This window comes from Pseudoalteromonas sp. Scap06 (assembly GCF_013394165.1).
Lineage (GTDB): Bacteria > Pseudomonadota > Gammaproteobacteria > Enterobacterales > Alteromonadaceae > Pseudoalteromonas.
Genome location: NZ_CP041330.1, coordinates 1,158,620 through 1,175,320, shown reverse-complemented (window position 1 = coordinate 1,175,320; position 16,701 = coordinate 1,158,620). Strand labels below are relative to the sequence as shown.

Sequence of the window (16,701 nt, the reverse complement as noted above, 5' to 3'; positions counted from 1 at the left end):
CTTATTTGGGCATGAGTATATGGGGTCACTTCCAGCCTTGGCGCCATCTTTGTTCGTCTTTTAAGTCGCGCCACTGAATAGGATATTGATTTTTTGACATCACCGCTTCAGTGATACATTCAATCACATTAGCGTCTTCATCAAATTCTACCTCAACAATAATAAAGTGCTTTTCTTTATTAATAGCTGGGATGGCAGTCCATTTACTATTTAGCAGTTTTTTAGGGTTTAATTTATTCATACTACACCTTTTATGTCTTCTGCTTGAGAATACGCATCAGGGATACGTTTAGTTTTATTAAAAAACCAAAAACTTCCCTTTAAACATTTGTATTTAGCAATGAAAAGCATATTCTCCAACATCAAGCGAAAGTAATTCAATAGCCGCATTTTCACCTATACTTGGCGTTTCACAAGTTTGAGCGGGGAACTGTTTCAGCGCAAGGAGAACTGTCTTGTCAATTAAAGCTCAGGGTCAGAGTCCTGTTCGCTGCTACCTTAATATACGCTGGATAATAATACACCCCGTTACCCACAGTAATGGCTATTTGATTGCTATGACTGTTTACTTCGGCTCATACAACCAAAACCAATAAATAATAGCGACAATAAGTAAAACGCCTAATAAATTAATTAATAACATAATTAAATCCCCTATAAATAAAGTTACGAGTTACTGGCTTTAAAATAACGTAACCGGTTTGCATTAGTGACTACAGTAAGCGATGATAAAGCCATTGCCGCGCCAGCTACGACTGGGTTTAGTAGTAAACCAAAAAACGGATACAACAGCCCTGCAGCAATCGGAATACCCGCAATGTTATAAACAAACGCCCCAAACAAATTTTGTTTAATATTAGTTATGGTTGCGCCACTAATTGCAATGGCATCTGCAAGACCATGAAGTGAGCCTCGCATCAGCGTTATATCCGCACTTTCAATAGCTACATCTGTGCCAGTGCCAATGGCAAATCCAACATCGGCTTGTGCCAATGCTGGCGCATCATTTATACCATCACCAGTCATGCCTACAATTTCACCTTGAGATTGACGCTTAGTCACTTCACTGGCTTTATCATCTGGCATTACTTGCGCTATAAAGTCTGTAATACCGACTTTGCTGGCAACGGCTTTAGCGGTCGCTTGGTTATCGCCTGTCAGCATAACCACCTGCATACCTTTATTTTGTAAGCGTTTAATGGCCTCAGCTGAATCTTCTTTTATTGGGTCAGCAACTGCGATTATGGCATGTAATTGATTGCCAATAGCAAAGTACATCGGCGTTTTAGCAGCGCTAGCAAGCTGCTCGGCTTGAGGTATTGCCTCTGCAATATCTATATTGTGGCTTTTCATCAGTGCCTGATTGCCAAAAAATAGGCTTTGCTCATTAATGGTACCGATCACACCTTGTCCAGTGATAGCATTAAAATTACTGACTTTTTCAAGGGTGATATTTTGGTTTTTAGCATAATTAACAATGGCTTCGGCTAATGGATGCTCAGAACTACTTTCAAGGCTAGCTGCTAACTTTAGCACCTCGGTACTGTCGCTTTGGTTGAACGTAACCACATCGGTCACGGTTGGCTTACCAGCGGTTATAGTGCCTGTTTTATCTAAGATCATGGTGGTGATTTTAGCTGTTGTTTGTAGCGCTTCACCGTTACGAATAAGTATACCCGACTGAGCAGCTTTACCTATGCCGACCATAATTGACATCGGTGTAGCTAAACCAAGTGCACACGGGCAAGCAATAATTAAAACTGTGGTTATTGCAACAACCGCATAAGCAATACTCGGCTGTGGGCCAAAATTAAGCCATGCTAAGCCTGCTAGCACCGCAATAATCATCACTGTGGGTACAAATATGCCTGAAATAACATCAGCTAAGCGTCCAATTGAGGGTTTAGAGTTTTGTGCACGTTTAACCATATTAATAATATTCGCTAAGGTGGTTTCGCTGCCTATATGGGTTGCTTTAAACAACAAAGTACCACTTTTATTAATACTGCCAGCAACAACCTTGTCACCCTCATCCTTATTAACCGGCATCGGTTCACCAGTGAGCATTGATTCATCTAGTGTACTGCTGCCTTCAATAACATCTCCATCGACTGAAATTTTCTCTCCAGGGCGGACACGAATCAAGTCACCTTTAATAACTTGGCTTATAGCTACATCTTGCTCTTGGTTATCTCGGATCACCCGTGCCGTTTTAGGTTGTAAACCAATTAAGCGTTTAATCGCCTCAGAGGTACGCCCTCGCGCCTTTACTTCAAAAGCTAAGCCAAGACTAATTAAGCCTATGATCATTGCTGAGGCTTCAAAATAAACGTGCCTAGCCACCTCTGGTAATAGACTTGGCATGCTCACCACCACCATTGAATATAGCCAGGCTGTTCCCGTACCAAGCGCAATCAAGGTATCCATATTAGCCGTATGATTTTTAAATGACTGCCATGCGCCAGTATAAAATTGCTTACCCGACACAATCATTACGACTAACGTCATCATTCCAACAATAAACCAGCCAATACGCTGGGCATTGCTAGTGACACTCATATCAAAGATTAATCCATAAAGCATTAATGGCGCACCCAAACCCAATGCCAATAGCATATTGCGCATAAGTTTTTTGTAGTGCGCGTTATCAGCTTCGGCTTTTTCATCTAGGGCGTCTTGTTGAGAATCACTGTTCATAGGTTTAGCTTGATAGCCAATATCAGCGACAGCGTGCATTAGCTGCTCAGCCTTAGCCGAACCTTCTACTTGCACAGTTCGATCGGCAAAGTTCATTTCAACGCGCTGCGCACCCTCTACATTTTTCAGTGCTTTCTCTATTTTAGCCACGCAACTGCCACAATTTGCGCCTTCAATCATAAAGTTTTGCGTGGTGGGTTGATTACTCATAACGCTTCCTTAGTATTTTTAACTTCAGAGATTGGATCAACAAAGGTCTCTATTAAGCTACATATATCTGCACTTACAGCCCCATCAGGCGATTTATCCCACTGTTTAACCGCTGCTTGCATTCGCGTGCGTAATTTAAGTGTTTCTTGAAAGTGCTGCTCTGTTTCCTCTAGTCGCTTTGCTATTAATTGTCGTGTGAGCGGACAAGGGCACTGCCCTTGCTCCGACTGTGCAATAATTTGTTGAATATCTTTTATTGAGAAACCGAGTTGACGCGCACTAATAATAAACTTTAAACGTTGCTGATCGGCTGCGGTATACACTTGATAACCATTGCGCTCACCACGAATAGGATTAAGCAGCTTTATTCGCGTGTAATGACGAACTGTGTCTTGGGTCACGCCCATAGTATTGGCTAATTGCTTTACGTACATCATTAAACCTCTGGCTGGCTATGTAATGACAACATAATAAACCTATGTGTAACACATAGGTCAACAATTAATTAAGCATATGGCTGGGAGTGTGGAAGAAAGTTAAGATAAGAGCAGCCACCATAAGTGACTGCTAAATTTGAGAGTTACTGTAGTCCTTAGTTTGTTTTGCTTCGAGATTGCTTAAGTGCTTCACCAAGCTCACCCGCAATTGCTTGAATTTCAGGCATAGCGTCTTGTACTAAGGCTTGTGACATTTGCATTGATTCTTGCATTACTTGTGGCATTTTCTTCAAAATAGCCTGCCCTGACTCTGTCTTATAAAAAGCTAACATGTCGCTAATTTCTTGTTTAGTAAATTGTTTATCGTAGAGGTTAATCATCATCGGCTGCATTTTTTGCCAGCTCATTTTTGTTTTTAATACCTCGGTCATATCAGCATAATATTTGTCGAAAATTGCTTTCTCATCTGGCTTTACGCCCATTTGCACTGACATATTTTGCATCATGCCCTCAACTTGCGCATACATAGAGTCAACCATGGCATCCATGTTCATCACCTCTACCAGCTCATCAATTTTTTGCTGTTTGGCAGTTTGCGCTGCAAGGTTAGTTGAAAAAATTAAAAGTGAAAGCAGTATTACCTTACCCATATTAATATCCTTTTTGTATTTGAATTAGCGTCATAATCACATGTTCAACAAGTGTTGTAAATGGGGACAACCAAAAAACGAAAAAGCCGAATAACAGGTGTTTATTCGGCTTTTAATCGTTTATTCCCAGAGCTAATCTTTTTCGATATTATCGAGCCCTTTCGTTCCCTCTTTAGCTTTAAGCTTATGATGAATAGCGGTTTTAATCAGCATATAGCCACTAATAGGTGCAGTGATTAATAGAAATATAGTGATTAATATTTCTTTTACACTTAAGCCACTGACTGAATTAGCAAAAAATACCATAGCAGCGGTAAGTATACTCGCCATACCTAAAGTGGTGGCTTTTGTTGGCCCATGTAAACGCATAAAAAAATCAGGTAATTTAATTAAACCAATTGAGCCAATTAAAATAAATAACCCGCCTAACAGCAGCAATATTGATACGATCCATTCACTTATCATTTTAATACCTTACTCAATTATGTCGCCACGAAGTAAATACTTACATACAGCTACCGTACTTATAAACCCAAGCATGGCAATAAGTAAGGCTGCTTCAAAGTACAGCCCCGTGCCCATACTAATGCTATATAAAATAATCAAGGCAATCACGTTAATGTACATAGTATCGAGCGCTAAAATACGATCCGGTACTGATGGGCCAATAATAAGTCGCCATAGATTAAGTAATAACGACAATCCAACCATTGAAAAAACAATCAGTAATACTGTATCTAACATTGAAATATCTCCTTTAGGGGAGCTTCGTAACGTGCTTTTATTTGTTTAATAAGCGCTTGCTCATCATCTAAATCTAACACGTGAATTAATAAATAACGCTGTACCGGTTCATCGTCTTCATTAAGCGATTTAATCAGCGGGTAAACCTCGGCACTTACCGTACCCGGCGTTAAAGACACGCAGCTTGCTAAAATAGTAATTGGCATTTCATGCATTAAATCTATAGGCACTTTAACAAAGCCTGGACGCAGATTTTTTGAAGGGCCCAGTATTAATAATGCCACTTGCAAATTAGCCACTATAATATCGTAAAGTACGATTAGTAATTGCTTAAGTGCTAGCCCCGGCTTTAATATCAGCGGTTGCGGGTCTCTAAACGACATACTAAATAACGGTATTAGCAACGCGAGTAGCGCCCCTAATATAATATGCCCTACCGACACACTGTTATTTAACAAGAGCCATACTATAAATAAAAATAAACTACGAAACGGCGTAGGTAACCAACCAAAACGAGCTTGTAAGCGCATTACATACCTCCCTTGAGTACCGCATTAATACCACCACTAATATCGTGAAGCTGTGTTGCCGCCTCGAGGGCGTACTGTGTTGCCACGTCACCAAAAATAACCAGTAGTATTGAGCTTGCCAATAAACCAACTAACACGGTCACTTGTAGCGGGTGGGCATTGGCAACATCGCTAGCATCACCTGTTTTGTCTTTACGTTCCCAAAACAAACTAGTACCCGCACGTGATATAGCCACAATTAGCGCTAAGCTCATAATTAAGTAAACAGGCCAAAATACCAGTGCTTGCTCGCTATTTAAGGTCGTTTTTAAAATCCAAATTTTGCCAACAAAGCCCGAAAAAGGTGGCATACCAATAACGGTTAAACCGGCAATAATAAAACACGCACCTAATAAAAATGGTTGCTTTACTGCACGCCCGCCGACTAATCGATCACCAGCTTTACCTCGTTGTGTTGCAATTAAATCAGCAAGTAAAAATAGCGCCGCAGTCACTAACGTTGAATGCACTAAATAGTAAAGCAACGCAGCGGTGGCATTTATGTTTTGGAGTGCGACTAATGCCACCAACGTCCCTACAGAAACCAGTACTAAATTAGCGGTAAGCTTACGTAAATCTTGTGCGGCTAACACCCCTATTGCGCCAATCACTATGGTGGCAATAGCCAGCGCCCATAACCAAGACTGCGCCATATGCTCAAGTTCGCCAGCTTGTTCACCAAAAATAACCGTGTATACACGTAAGGTTGCGTAAACACCAACTTTAGTCATAATCGCAAATAATGCAGCAACCACAGGTGTGGCACTTGAGTAGGCGTTTGGTAACCATAAATGCAATGGTAATAACGCACTTTTAAGTGCAAACACCACCAATAGCAGTAAACCACCTGCCTTCGCTAAATAAACGTCATCACCAGTTAGTTGCGGTACTTTATTGGCCATATCAGCAATATTTAAGGTGCCTAATACACCGTATAAAATACCTAAACCAATTAAAAATACGCTTGAACCAACTAAATTTAAAATAACGTAATGCAGAGCCGCGCGCGTTTTGGGTTTACCGCCACCGTGCATTAACAGCGCATAAGAGGCAATTAATAACACTTCAAAAAATACGAAGACGTTAAATAAATCCCCTGTTAAAAATGCACCATTTACCCCTAATATTAAAAAATGGATTAAAGGGTGAAAAAAGCTACCTTGTTCATCATCACCAGCACAGCCATATAAAGCCACGCCAACCCCCAAAAAGGCGGTTAAAGTGACTAACAAGGTCGAGAGCATATCTGCAACCAGTACAATACCAAATGGTGCAGACCAGTTACCTATTGCATAAACAATAATACCGTTATCTTTAACCTGAACCAGCAGTAATACTGTGACTGCAAAGGTTAAAATAGCCATTAAACTAGACATAAATCGGCGTGCAAATAAGCTTTTGCCACACGGTGGGAGCAACAAAATAATTGCCGCTAACATTGGCAGTAAAATAGGCAAAGATGCTAAATGCTGAATCATTTTCTCTCCTTGCGTTTATTTTTAGTTAGGGTGCCATCAACATGGTCGTTGCCTAAATCTGCTCGGCCACGAATAGATAAAATAACCACAAACGCAGTCATCGCAAAGCCAATTACAATGGCTGTTAACACTAAGGCTTGTGGTAGCGGGTCAGCGTAATCAGCGCCAGTCCCTAGTACCACGGCTTTATTAATTGTTAAGCGCCCTGATGAGAATAAAAACAAATTAACCGCGTAAGAAATCATTGTCAGCCCCAGTACCACTGGGAATGTACGCGCTCTTAGCAATAAAAACACGCCACAGGTGACTAACACGCCAACGCAAGATGCGTATAACAGTTCCATTAAATATTTACCTCTTCTTTCTCTGCGTTCGCGGTCATATTACCTAAGCTCGCAAGGATCATCAGCGTAGCGCCAACAACAGTTAAGTACACGCCCAAGTCAAATACAATGGCGCTGGCAAGCTCTGTTTTACCAACAAACGGAATATCAAAGTAATCAAACCAGGTAGTTAAAAATGGCTTGTCAAAGAACCAACTTCCCACACCTGTAAACATGGCAATAGCAATACCTGATGCAATAATTTTTCGATAGTTAACATCAAAGCGTTCATTTATCCACGCAGTACCATGCGCCATATATTGTAAAATAAAGGCAATAGAAGTTACGAGGCCTGCTATAAAGCCTCCTCCAGGTAAGTTATGACCGCGTAGGAAAATATAAGCAGACACTAATAGCGCTAATGGCAGTAAGCTTTGAGAAATACAAGCCAATAAAATAGGATGGCGATCTTTAGACCATGGACGCCCTTCACTATCGCTCGCTGGCATATAAAGTGGAATTCTTGATAACAGTTTAAATATGCCCAGTGCGGCAATACCTAGTACAGTAATTTCACCTAAAGTATCAAAGCCCCTAAAATCAACCAAAATAACGTTAACTACATTAGTGCCACCACCGCCTGTTTTGGCGTTAGCAATAAAGAACTCAGAAATTGAATCAAGCGGACGAGTCAGTAAGGCGTAACAAATACTAGCAATTATGATCCCCACGGTAGAGGAAATAACCACATCACGTAAAATACGCAATGAGCTTGACTCTCTTGGCGTGCTTTGAGGTAAGAAAAACAGTGCCAACATTAATAGTATAATAGTGGCTACTTCTACAGTAAGTTGCGTTAAGGCCAAGTCAGGCGCTGAAAAACGGGTAAACGCCACCGACACCATTAACCCCACAATCGACAGCATTAATAACGACACCATTCGAATTCGATGCCAAATAACGGTAGCAATTGCACCTATTATGAGTAGTCCTGCACCAATTGCGTTTTGAATATCAACCGGTGTATTAGGCACGCTACCGGCTAGCTGCTTCATTTCAAATAATGGCCAACCAGAGGCAAGTAATACAACGCCTAACATTATAAATACATAACGTTGTAATGAGCCATTTTCTGTTGATTGGATTTTGTTTTGACACCAATTGACCACTACCGCTAAAAAACGCTCGAAGATTTTTTTAGCGTTAAAAGGAGGTAACGACGCTTGGAACTGGAACAAGTACTTACGATTAACGTAAATAAATAAACCACCAATTACCGCCATACCACTCATAAGTAGAGGTAAGTTGAAACCATGCCAAATAGTCAATTTATACTCAGGCATTGCTTCACCAAGTACGGCTAGTGAAGCGGCCGATAAAATACCATCAACGGCAAAGTGTGGAAAAATACCCACTAAAATACACAGTACCACTAAGATTTCTATAGGCACACGCATATAACGCGGTGCTTCATGAGGGGTACGTGGTAAATCAATGGGCTCACCATTAAAGAACACGTCATGAATAAAGCGTGATGAGTACGCCACCGACAACGCACCCGCTACAGTTGCCAGCACCGGGATTAGCCACGACATTGAGCCAAGTACCTGCTGATGCAGTGTCTCAGCAAAGAACATCTCTTTTGATAAGAAACCATTTAACAACGGTACACCTGCCATAGCGGCAGCAGCCACCATCGCCAAGGTGGCCGTATAAGGTAAGTAGCGCCACATGCCATTGAGTTTACGCATATCACGAGTACCGGTTTCATGGTCAATAATGCCGGTTGCCATAAATAACGACGCTTTAAACGTCGCGTGGTTAATAATATGAAAAATAGCGGCAACGGTCGCAAGCTGTGTATCTAGGCCTAGTAATAATGTAATTAAACCCAAATGACTAATCGTTGAATAGGCTAACAAGCCTTTTAAATCATGTTTGAATAACGCGATATAAGCGCCAAATAATAATGTGGTTAAACCGGTCAAACCAACTAATAAAAACCAGGTATCGGTACCCGCCAATGCGGGGTAAAAACGCGCAAGTAAAAAGATACCTGCTTTTACCATAGTGGCAGAGTGTAAATACGCACTAACCGGCGTAGGTGCAGCCATGGCATGCGGTAACCAAAAATGAAACGGAAATTGTGCAGATTTAGTAAAAGCACCTAATAATACTAGTACTAATGCCAATTCATATAAGTCGTGAGATTGAATAATCGCTTTGCTAGCTAAAATGGTGTCTAAGTCGTAGCTTCCAACAATATCGCCTAACAACATTAAGCCACCGAGTAAGGCTAAACCACCGGCGCCAGTTACCGCTAATGCCATGCGCGCCCCCTTGCGCGCCTCTGATTTGTGCCACCAATAACTGATTAACAAAAACGAGCTAATACTGGTTAGCTCCCAAAATACCCATAACTGAATCACATTGTTTGACATAACAATGCCCAGCATGGCGGTCATAAATAACATTAAGTAGCTAAATAGTTTTGGCAATGAATCATTTTGACTTAGGTAATAACGGGCATACAAAATTACTAGTAACCCTATTCCTAGAATCATAAATAAAAACAGTAAACTCAATCCATCCAAGCGCAAGGAAATATCTAACCCTAAGGCTGGTATCCACTGTGCGCTAAAACGAATGGTTTCCCCCGCAAGAACCGCGGGCGCATGATAAAGTGTAATTGCAAGCGCGGCTAACGGCGCAATAGCCGTTAGGCTCGTTGCCTGATTTCGAGAAAGTTTGCCGGTGCATGCAGAAATAACACTGCCGAATAAGGATAACAGGGGTATCCAGAGCAAAGTCATAATGAAGGGCCTTTTTGAATCATAAAGTTTATCAATTCGCTACTTGTTATTATTAAATACCAAAGTGACTTGGGTATACGTTTTATGTCTGTTTTTTAACAACATTAATACGTATAGTTATACTGATAAACGCAGTTTTTGTCTATAGAAAGCGCCGCTAGCGGAACAATAATCAAACAAAAATACTTATAAATTAATGAACAGTAGCCAAATAAGCTCAGCTTTCAGACAGTTTACAGCGGAATATCCAATCACTAAAATCGTACAAATAAATGAGCATTAAGTGCTATGTGCTTTTGCCACAAAATACGATATTGCGCTGATAGGCCTAACTGCTGATATTGCATAATCGACCACTGTGCACTGGGCTTATAAGCAGTGCCGCCTTGTTGGCAGCTTTGGCTTTTGTGCCACCCTTTGGGAGCAACTGATTTTTTTGCAATAAATAAGTTGGGAGCAACAAACCCATCAAGCTGACATAACCACGCTTGCTTTTTTACCGGTAAAGCGTACTCATCTTCAAAGCCATTAAAGTGCATTAACTCATGCAAAAAAACCGCGTAGCTAGCCTGTGAATTAATATGCATTAAACCATTTTTTACACTGGCAGTACCTTGCTTAGGCATCATAACAGCAAAATCGAACCCAGTGGGAAGCCGCTTTTTAAGCGATGATTGTTGCCAATTGCACACAGCACGGGAGGATTCAGTACTATTGCAACTAATTGCATTACCCACATAAACTGGTTTTGAAAAACAAAAGGTATTGAGACTCGGCTCTGGGTTTTGAAAGTACGCGTTACGAAATTGATTGAGCCTGTATAAACCATCACGGTGATCGCTCAATATTAATACATTAAATGTACACTGCTTTTGTATCTCAATTTGCTTGCTTGCAACTAAAAACCCTAACTTATTCATAAATGATTTACTTAACGTTTCTATGGGTGCTTGTTGCTGTAATTGCAGGTGATAAAAGATATCGCCTTTAGGAAGCTTATTTTGATTTTTTAGTAGCGCTAAATCCTGCCAACGCTGTTGCGAAAATAACGAGTCGGCGAGTTTTTTTTGCTGTGCTCGTGTAATTTTATCCAAACTTGCTTGCCAAAATAGTTTAGCCGTTTCAGTTTGATTATTGATTAATAATGACAACCCATAGCCATATTGAGCATCCGCTATTTTATTGCGAGCTAAGGTTGCTAAGGCTGTGGTGGGTAATTGTAATATGTGGTTTGCAAAGTAACGAGGGAATTGCCAATAACTGTCAATCACATTGGCCTTGGCATGTAATACTTGCCAAAAGCCAATGCTATTTTGTTTATTACTCGAGCCACTAATAACGCTAGCGCACAGTAATAAAGCACTTAGTTTTAAATAATTAGCCAGCGCTTTCACTGGCCATCAACTCAAGCTCTAAACGCGCATACTTATATTCTATAAATTCATGTACGTTCGTTGCTAGCGCCAATTTAAAGTAATCTGTGGCAATTGAAAGCTCGCCTGCGGCTTGGTGCTGTTTAGCTAAGTAAAAATAAGCTTCACATAAACGCTGAGCATATTCTTGTTGTGAACTTACACCATCGGCTATCCCTGAAAAAAATGCTTTTTCACTCATATCACCTACATACAAGGCAATAAGCTGATATGCCCATTCATTTTCATCAAGGGCCGCCGCATTGGCTTTTAACGCAGCGATTGCCGCGGTTTTATCTTGTGCTGCTTGAGCTAAATAAAGCCACAATACACGATAAGGATCGTTAGGAGAGCGCTCCAAGAATGTTTTAAAGTCATCCTTTGCAAGCGTCGCTCTATCACCATAGTACAAAGCAATACCACGATTTAAATACGCATATTCATGTTCTTGGTCTAACTCTATGGCTGAATCAAAATACTCGTATGCTTTTTCGTATTGCTGCATCAAGGTATGCTGAATACCCAAAAAGTTATAGACTTCAGCCAAATCAGGCTTAAGTTTAACCGCTCGGTTAAAATCAATTCGCGATAAAGTCGTCATGCCTAAGCTATCAAACAGTACTCCACGGTCATAATAGAGCTTTGCTTGTTGTTCTTTACTCAAGTCTGCTCTATTTAATAGCTCTGAAAAACGAGCAATGGCAATTTCATTTCTAAAGTCTGATGCAAGTGGCGCAGTAAATGGTACATTAATAATAGCAGCGGGTTTAGTAGTAGCCTGACAAGCGCTTAAAGACAAAATAGCAAAAGATGCCAAGGCTAAATGTTTAAGTCTCATTAAAATCCTTAATACCGAGGTAAGTAGCAAATAGATAAGACATAAGCTGTCTTGTAAGGTTCATTCTTGTTATATGTTACTTAACGTCTTGAACACAATAGGTTGCTAACATTAAAGCATAAAAAAAGGGGCTAAACAGCCCCTTTTTATACTATCCAGTAATTATCTGGATGAAAGATTAGCAATTACGCGTCTTTAGACTCGTCAGCTGCAGGTGCTGCTGATTCCATTGCTTCTTTAATACTTAGACGTACACGGCCTTGACGGTCTACTTCTAGTACTTTAACTTTAACTTCTTGACCTTCGCTAAGGTGATCAGCAACGTTGTTAACACGCTCAGTGCTGATTTGTGAGATATGCACTAGGCCATCTTTACCAGGAAGAATGTTTACAAACGCACCGAAATCAACGATACGTACCACTTTACCTTCGTAGATAGTACCTACTTCAAGCTCAGCAGTTAATTGCTCAATACGGCTAATTGCATTTGCTGCACTTTCACCGTCTGTAGCAGCAATCTTGATTGTGCCATCATCACCGATTTCAATCGTAGTACCCGTTTCTTCAGTAAGCTGACGGATAGTTGCGCCACCTTTACCGATAACTTCTGCGATTTTCTTCTGTGGGATTTGCATCGTGTAAATACGCGGAGCAAACATAGATAACTCTTCAGAAGGTGCAGAAATCGCTTCGTCCATTACATTTAGAATGTGTAAACGTGCAGCTTTCGCTTGTTTAAGCGCGATTTGCATGATTTCTTGAGTAATACCTTCAATTTTGATATCCATTTGCAGTGCAGTGATACCGTTAGTTGTACCCGCTACTTTAAAGTCCATGTCACCTAAATGATCTTCATCACCTAAGATATCTGAAAGAACAACAAAGTTTTCTTCTTCTTTAACTAAGCCCATTGCGATACCCGCAACTGAGGCTTTAATTGGAACACCTGCGTTCATAAGCGCTAAAGACGTACCACAAACCGATGCCATTGAAGATGAACCATTTGATTCCGTAATTTCAGATACAACACGGATTGAATATGGGAAGTCAGTCAATGTTGGCATTACTGCTGCAATACCACGCTTAGCTAGGTTACCGTGGCCGATTTCACGACGCTTAGGAGAACCAACAAAACCAGTTTCACCTACACAGAACGGAGGGAAGTTATAGTTAAGCATAAAGTGGTTTTTGTGCGTGCCAGTTAAATCGTCGATTAACTGTGAATCACGTTCTGTACCAAGTGTTGCTGTTACTAATGCTTGCGTTTCACCACGTGTGAAGATTGCAGAGCCGTGAGTACGTGGAAGTACGCCCGTCATTACATCTAGAGCACGGATCATATCTGGTTCACGACCATCGATACGTTTTTCGCCAGCAGCGATACGGCCACGAACGATTTTCTTCTCAAGTGAACCGAATACTTTACCTACTTCTTGCTTATCAAGCGTTTCGCCTTCAGCAAGTTCGCTTGTTAGTGCTTCAACAACCGCATCTTTTGCAGCAGTTAATGCTTCTTTACGCGCTACTTTATCAGTAATACGGTAAGCTTCGCCTACTTTATCAGCAGCAAGAGTTGCTACTTTCTCTTCTAATGCAACGTTTTTCTCAGGTGCAGTCCAATCCCAAGTAGGCTTGCCTGCTTCTGCTTTAAATTCGTTAATTGCATTGATGATAGACTGTGATTGCTCATGGCCGTATACAACCGCGCCTAGCATTACGTCTTCAGCAAGTACGTCTGCTTCTGATTCAACCATAAGTACTGCGTTATCAGTACCCGCAACAACTAAGTCAAGTTGGCTCTCTTCAAGCTCTTTTAGTGTCGGGTTAAGTACGTATTCACCGTTAATGTAACCAACACGTGATGCACCAATTGGACCGCTGAACGGGATACCAGAGATAGCAAGTGCTGCTGATGTACCAATCATCGCAACCATATCAGGTTGGATTTCAGGGTTTACAGAAACAACAGTCGCGATAACTTGTACTTCGTTTACGAAACCATTTGGGAAAAGTGGACGAATTGGACGGTCAATAAGACGTGCAATAAGTGTTTCGCCATCGTTAGGACGACCTTCACGCTTAAGGAAACCACCTGGGATACGACCAGCAGCGTACATACGCTCTTGGTAGTTAACTGTTAGTGGGAAGAAGTCTTGACCTGGTTGAGCTTCACGCTTACCAACAACCGTTACTAGTACTGACGTGTCGCCAATGCTTGCTAGTACTGCGCCGTCAGCTTGACGAGCGATAGCACCTGTTTCTAGCGTCACTGTGTGTTGACCTAGTTGAAATTCTTTTATAATTGCTTGCACTTAAAATATTCCTTAAATGTATTTTTAGTATTAATTAAGTTTTCATCAAAGTACCAATTACAGTACATAATTGTATTCAGTTGGAAATCAATTAAGTACTACAATTGGCAATGATGTAAATAACCGTAAATAAACCTTTTTATCTACGCGCCATAGTATATAACAAAGTCAGGTAAAATTGCGAGCTTAGTCCAGAGATAAACGCATTGCTAAATTATGTACTTTGCTGTTACTTACAATGTGGCTTTTAGCTGATATTTCAAGGGGATTAATCGATGTGGGTATGGGGAAATTTAGACACAAAAAAAGGAGCTAAAAAGCTCCCCTTTTGATAATCAAGTTCTTAGCGACGTAGGCCAAGCTCTTTGATTAACGCAGTATAACGCGAGATATCTTTACCTTTAAGGTAATCAAGCAGTTTACGGCGAGTGCTTACTTTACGAAGCAGACCACGACGTGAGTGGAAGTCATGCTTGTGATCAGCAAAGTGACCTTGAAGCTTGTTGATATCAAAAGTAAGTAATGCTACTTGTACTTCAGGTGAACCAGTGTCGCCTTCAGCGCGTGCGAATTTAGCAATGATATCGATTTTTTCTTGATTGCTTAGTGACATAATAACTCCAAAAGTTAAATTTAATAGGTGCTTTAGCCGATCACTAATTCAGCCAAAACGATTAAGCGGGCGTATTCTACCAATTATCAGCATAACTACAAGTTAAACTTTACTCTGGTTGTTGATTAGACAAGCCGCGCTTTGACTTTAAATGGCCATCAGGATTACGTTCGCCCGTACCAATAAATATTCCGTCAGCCAGTACCTTTATTGCACCTTCAGGCAGGGCTTTACCCAACACCACAGCTTGACCATGGCTAAATGCCATTCCCTGCTCTTTAGTAATTTCCACAACGGGTAAATCAACTAACGCGGTGTCCATTGGCAATAATAGTTCGTCAAGGTAAGTTGAAGGCGCAACGTCTTGTTCTTTCGCTTGATTTAATAACGCTTCTAACTGCTCAAGTGTGACCATTTTATCTGCAGGGTAATGCCCAACAGCACTACGATGCAGCATAATCACATGCGCGCCGCAGCCTAAGTTTTCACCTAAGTCATCAACGATAGTACGAATATACGTACCTTTAGATACATGTGCAGTCATTTGTATCTCGTTAGCTTGCTCATCAAACTCATCAAGCGTTAAGCTAAATACGTTAATTTTTCGACATTTGCGAGGAACTTCTATACCTTCACGCGCATATTTATATAAAGGTTTACCTTCATATTTAAGCGCTGAATACATTGATGGATATTGGTCTGACTCACCTAAAAACTTAGCAATCTCTTCGCTTAGTAATTGGGAAGTAACATTCACATCGCGAGTTTCGACCACTTCGCCATCAGAGTCTGATGTGGTAGTACGTTCACCTAGCTTAGCTCGAACAACATAGGTTTTATCTGTATCGAGTAAAAACTGGGTAAACTTAGTCGCTTCACCAAAACAAATTGGCAGCATGCCGGTCGCAAGCGGATCAAGCGCACCTGTGTGCCCCGCTTTTTGCGCAAAATAAATACCTTTAGCCTGCTGTAATGCCTTGTTTGATGAAATGCCTTCTGGTTTGTTTAACAACAAAATACCATCAACTGGACGGCCTTTACTGCGTCTTGCCATTAGTCTTTAGTGCCTTCTTCGCTATCTGTTTCATCATCAACATGCTTAGCATTATCTTCACGAATGATAGAGTCCACTAAGTTAGAGATGCGCATCCCTTCCATTAATGAGTTATCAACCACAAATTTAAGCTCTGGCATAATACGTGCGCGAATACGCTTACCTAGTAACGAACGGATATAGCCCGTTGCTTCGTTCAGTACTTTTGCACTCTGTTTTGCTGCATTTTCGTCTTCAGTGTTAAACACCGTGATAAAAACTTTGGCATAAGATAAATCGCGTGATACTTCTACCGCAGACACTGTCACCATGCCTAAGCGCGGATCTTTAATTTCGCGTTGTAGAATCACAGCAATTTCTTTTTGAATTTGCTGAGCAACACGATCAGTGCGAGAAAATTCTCTCATTTCACTTTCCTAAAATTATAACTTATTGAAAAACAATAACAAGTTAACTAAATAATGGATACACAAATGGGGGCTGAGCCCCCATTTAAAATCTTAGCATAGGGTATGTTGGGCTATCGAGGTACGACCTTGAATGTCCAACAA

At 40.9% G+C, this 16,701-nt stretch carries 16 protein-coding genes; all 16 read right to left on the bottom strand.

The window, feature by feature from the left end; translation table 11 throughout:
- Window positions 1-25: 25 nt before the first annotated feature.
- The gene (locus FLM47_RS05370) at window positions 26-241 is read right to left on the bottom strand and encodes a TIGR02450 family Trp-rich protein (protein ID WP_010391412.1); all 216 of its coding nucleotides are present in this window, start codon (window positions 239-241) and stop codon (window positions 26-28) included.
- A gap of 425 nt (window positions 242-666) precedes the next feature.
- Window positions 667-2,907, bottom strand: coding sequence for a heavy metal translocating P-type ATPase (locus FLM47_RS05365; protein WP_178955598.1), 2,241 nt, complete (start codon window positions 2,905-2,907; stop codon window positions 667-669).
- Window positions 2,904-3,341: a MerR family transcriptional regulator gene (locus FLM47_RS05360; protein WP_138596719.1), complete on the bottom strand. Its 438-nt coding sequence runs from the start codon at window positions 3,339-3,341 to the stop codon at window positions 2,904-2,906. Before FLM47_RS05360 ends, FLM47_RS05365 begins: the two co-directional genes overlap by 4 nt.
- 158 nt (window positions 3,342-3,499) lie before the next feature.
- Complete coding sequence (locus FLM47_RS05355) at window positions 3,500-3,994, bottom strand: DUF2059 domain-containing protein (RefSeq protein ID WP_178955596.1); 495 nt, start codon at window positions 3,992-3,994, stop codon at window positions 3,500-3,502.
- 132 nt (window positions 3,995-4,126) lie between these two features.
- Entirely contained in the window at window positions 4,127-4,459 is a 333-nt protein-coding gene (locus tag FLM47_RS05350; RefSeq protein WP_008114566.1) for a Na+/H+ antiporter subunit G, read from the bottom strand.
- Window positions 4,460-4,468: 9 nt separating this feature from the next.
- Complete coding sequence (locus FLM47_RS05345; protein WP_008114565.1) at window positions 4,469-4,738, bottom strand: K+/H+ antiporter subunit F; 270 nt, start codon at window positions 4,736-4,738, stop codon at window positions 4,469-4,471.
- Window positions 4,732-5,268, bottom strand: coding sequence for a Na+/H+ antiporter subunit E (locus FLM47_RS05340; RefSeq protein ID WP_054202162.1), 537 nt, complete (start codon window positions 5,266-5,268; stop codon window positions 4,732-4,734). Before FLM47_RS05340 ends, FLM47_RS05345 begins: the two co-directional genes overlap by 7 nt.
- Window positions 5,268-6,785, bottom strand: a complete 1,518-nt coding sequence (locus FLM47_RS05335) for a monovalent cation/H+ antiporter subunit D (protein WP_178955594.1) — start codon at window positions 6,783-6,785, stop codon at window positions 5,268-5,270. The genes FLM47_RS05340 and FLM47_RS05335 overlap by 1 nt, the downstream gene beginning before the upstream one ends.
- Entirely contained in the window at window positions 6,782-7,129 is a 348-nt protein-coding gene (locus tag FLM47_RS05330; RefSeq protein ID WP_054202160.1) for a Na+/H+ antiporter subunit C, read from the bottom strand. Before FLM47_RS05330 ends, FLM47_RS05335 begins: the two co-directional genes overlap by 4 nt.
- Window positions 7,129-9,921 (bottom strand): monovalent cation/H+ antiporter subunit A, encoded by a 2,793-nt coding sequence (locus FLM47_RS05325; RefSeq protein ID WP_138606207.1) that lies wholly within the window; start codon window positions 9,919-9,921, stop codon window positions 7,129-7,131. The genes FLM47_RS05330 and FLM47_RS05325 overlap by 1 nt, the downstream gene beginning before the upstream one ends.
- A gap of 254 nt (window positions 9,922-10,175) precedes the next feature.
- A complete protein-coding gene (locus FLM47_RS05320) occupies window positions 10,176-11,315 on the bottom strand; it encodes a hypothetical protein (RefSeq protein ID WP_178955592.1) in 1,140 nt (379 codons plus the stop codon).
- Window positions 11,299-12,171, bottom strand: coding sequence for a lipoprotein NlpI (nlpI, locus tag FLM47_RS05315; protein WP_178955590.1), 873 nt, complete (start codon window positions 12,169-12,171; stop codon window positions 11,299-11,301). The genes FLM47_RS05320 and nlpI overlap by 17 nt, the downstream gene beginning before the upstream one ends.
- A gap of 185 nt (window positions 12,172-12,356) precedes the next feature.
- Window positions 12,357-14,483 carry a polyribonucleotide nucleotidyltransferase gene (gene pnp / locus FLM47_RS05310; RefSeq protein WP_138606213.1) on the bottom strand — a complete coding sequence of 709 codons (2,127 nt, stop codon included), beginning with the start codon at window positions 14,481-14,483 and terminating at the stop codon, window positions 12,357-12,359.
- Window positions 14,484-14,826: 343 nt separating this feature from the next.
- Window positions 14,827-15,096 carry a 30S ribosomal protein S15 gene (gene rpsO, locus FLM47_RS05305; RefSeq protein WP_006793376.1) on the bottom strand — a complete coding sequence of 90 codons (270 nt, stop codon included), beginning with the start codon at window positions 15,094-15,096 and terminating at the stop codon, window positions 14,827-14,829.
- 109 nt (window positions 15,097-15,205) lie between these two features.
- A complete protein-coding gene (gene truB / locus FLM47_RS05300; RefSeq protein ID WP_054202156.1) occupies window positions 15,206-16,150 on the bottom strand; it encodes a tRNA pseudouridine(55) synthase TruB in 945 nt (314 codons plus the stop codon).
- Window positions 16,150-16,557: a 30S ribosome-binding factor RbfA gene (gene rbfA, locus FLM47_RS05295; RefSeq protein ID WP_008467148.1), complete on the bottom strand. Its 408-nt coding sequence runs from the start codon at window positions 16,555-16,557 to the stop codon at window positions 16,150-16,152. The genes truB and rbfA overlap by 1 nt, the downstream gene beginning before the upstream one ends.
- Between the last annotated feature and the right edge of the window lie 144 nt (window positions 16,558-16,701).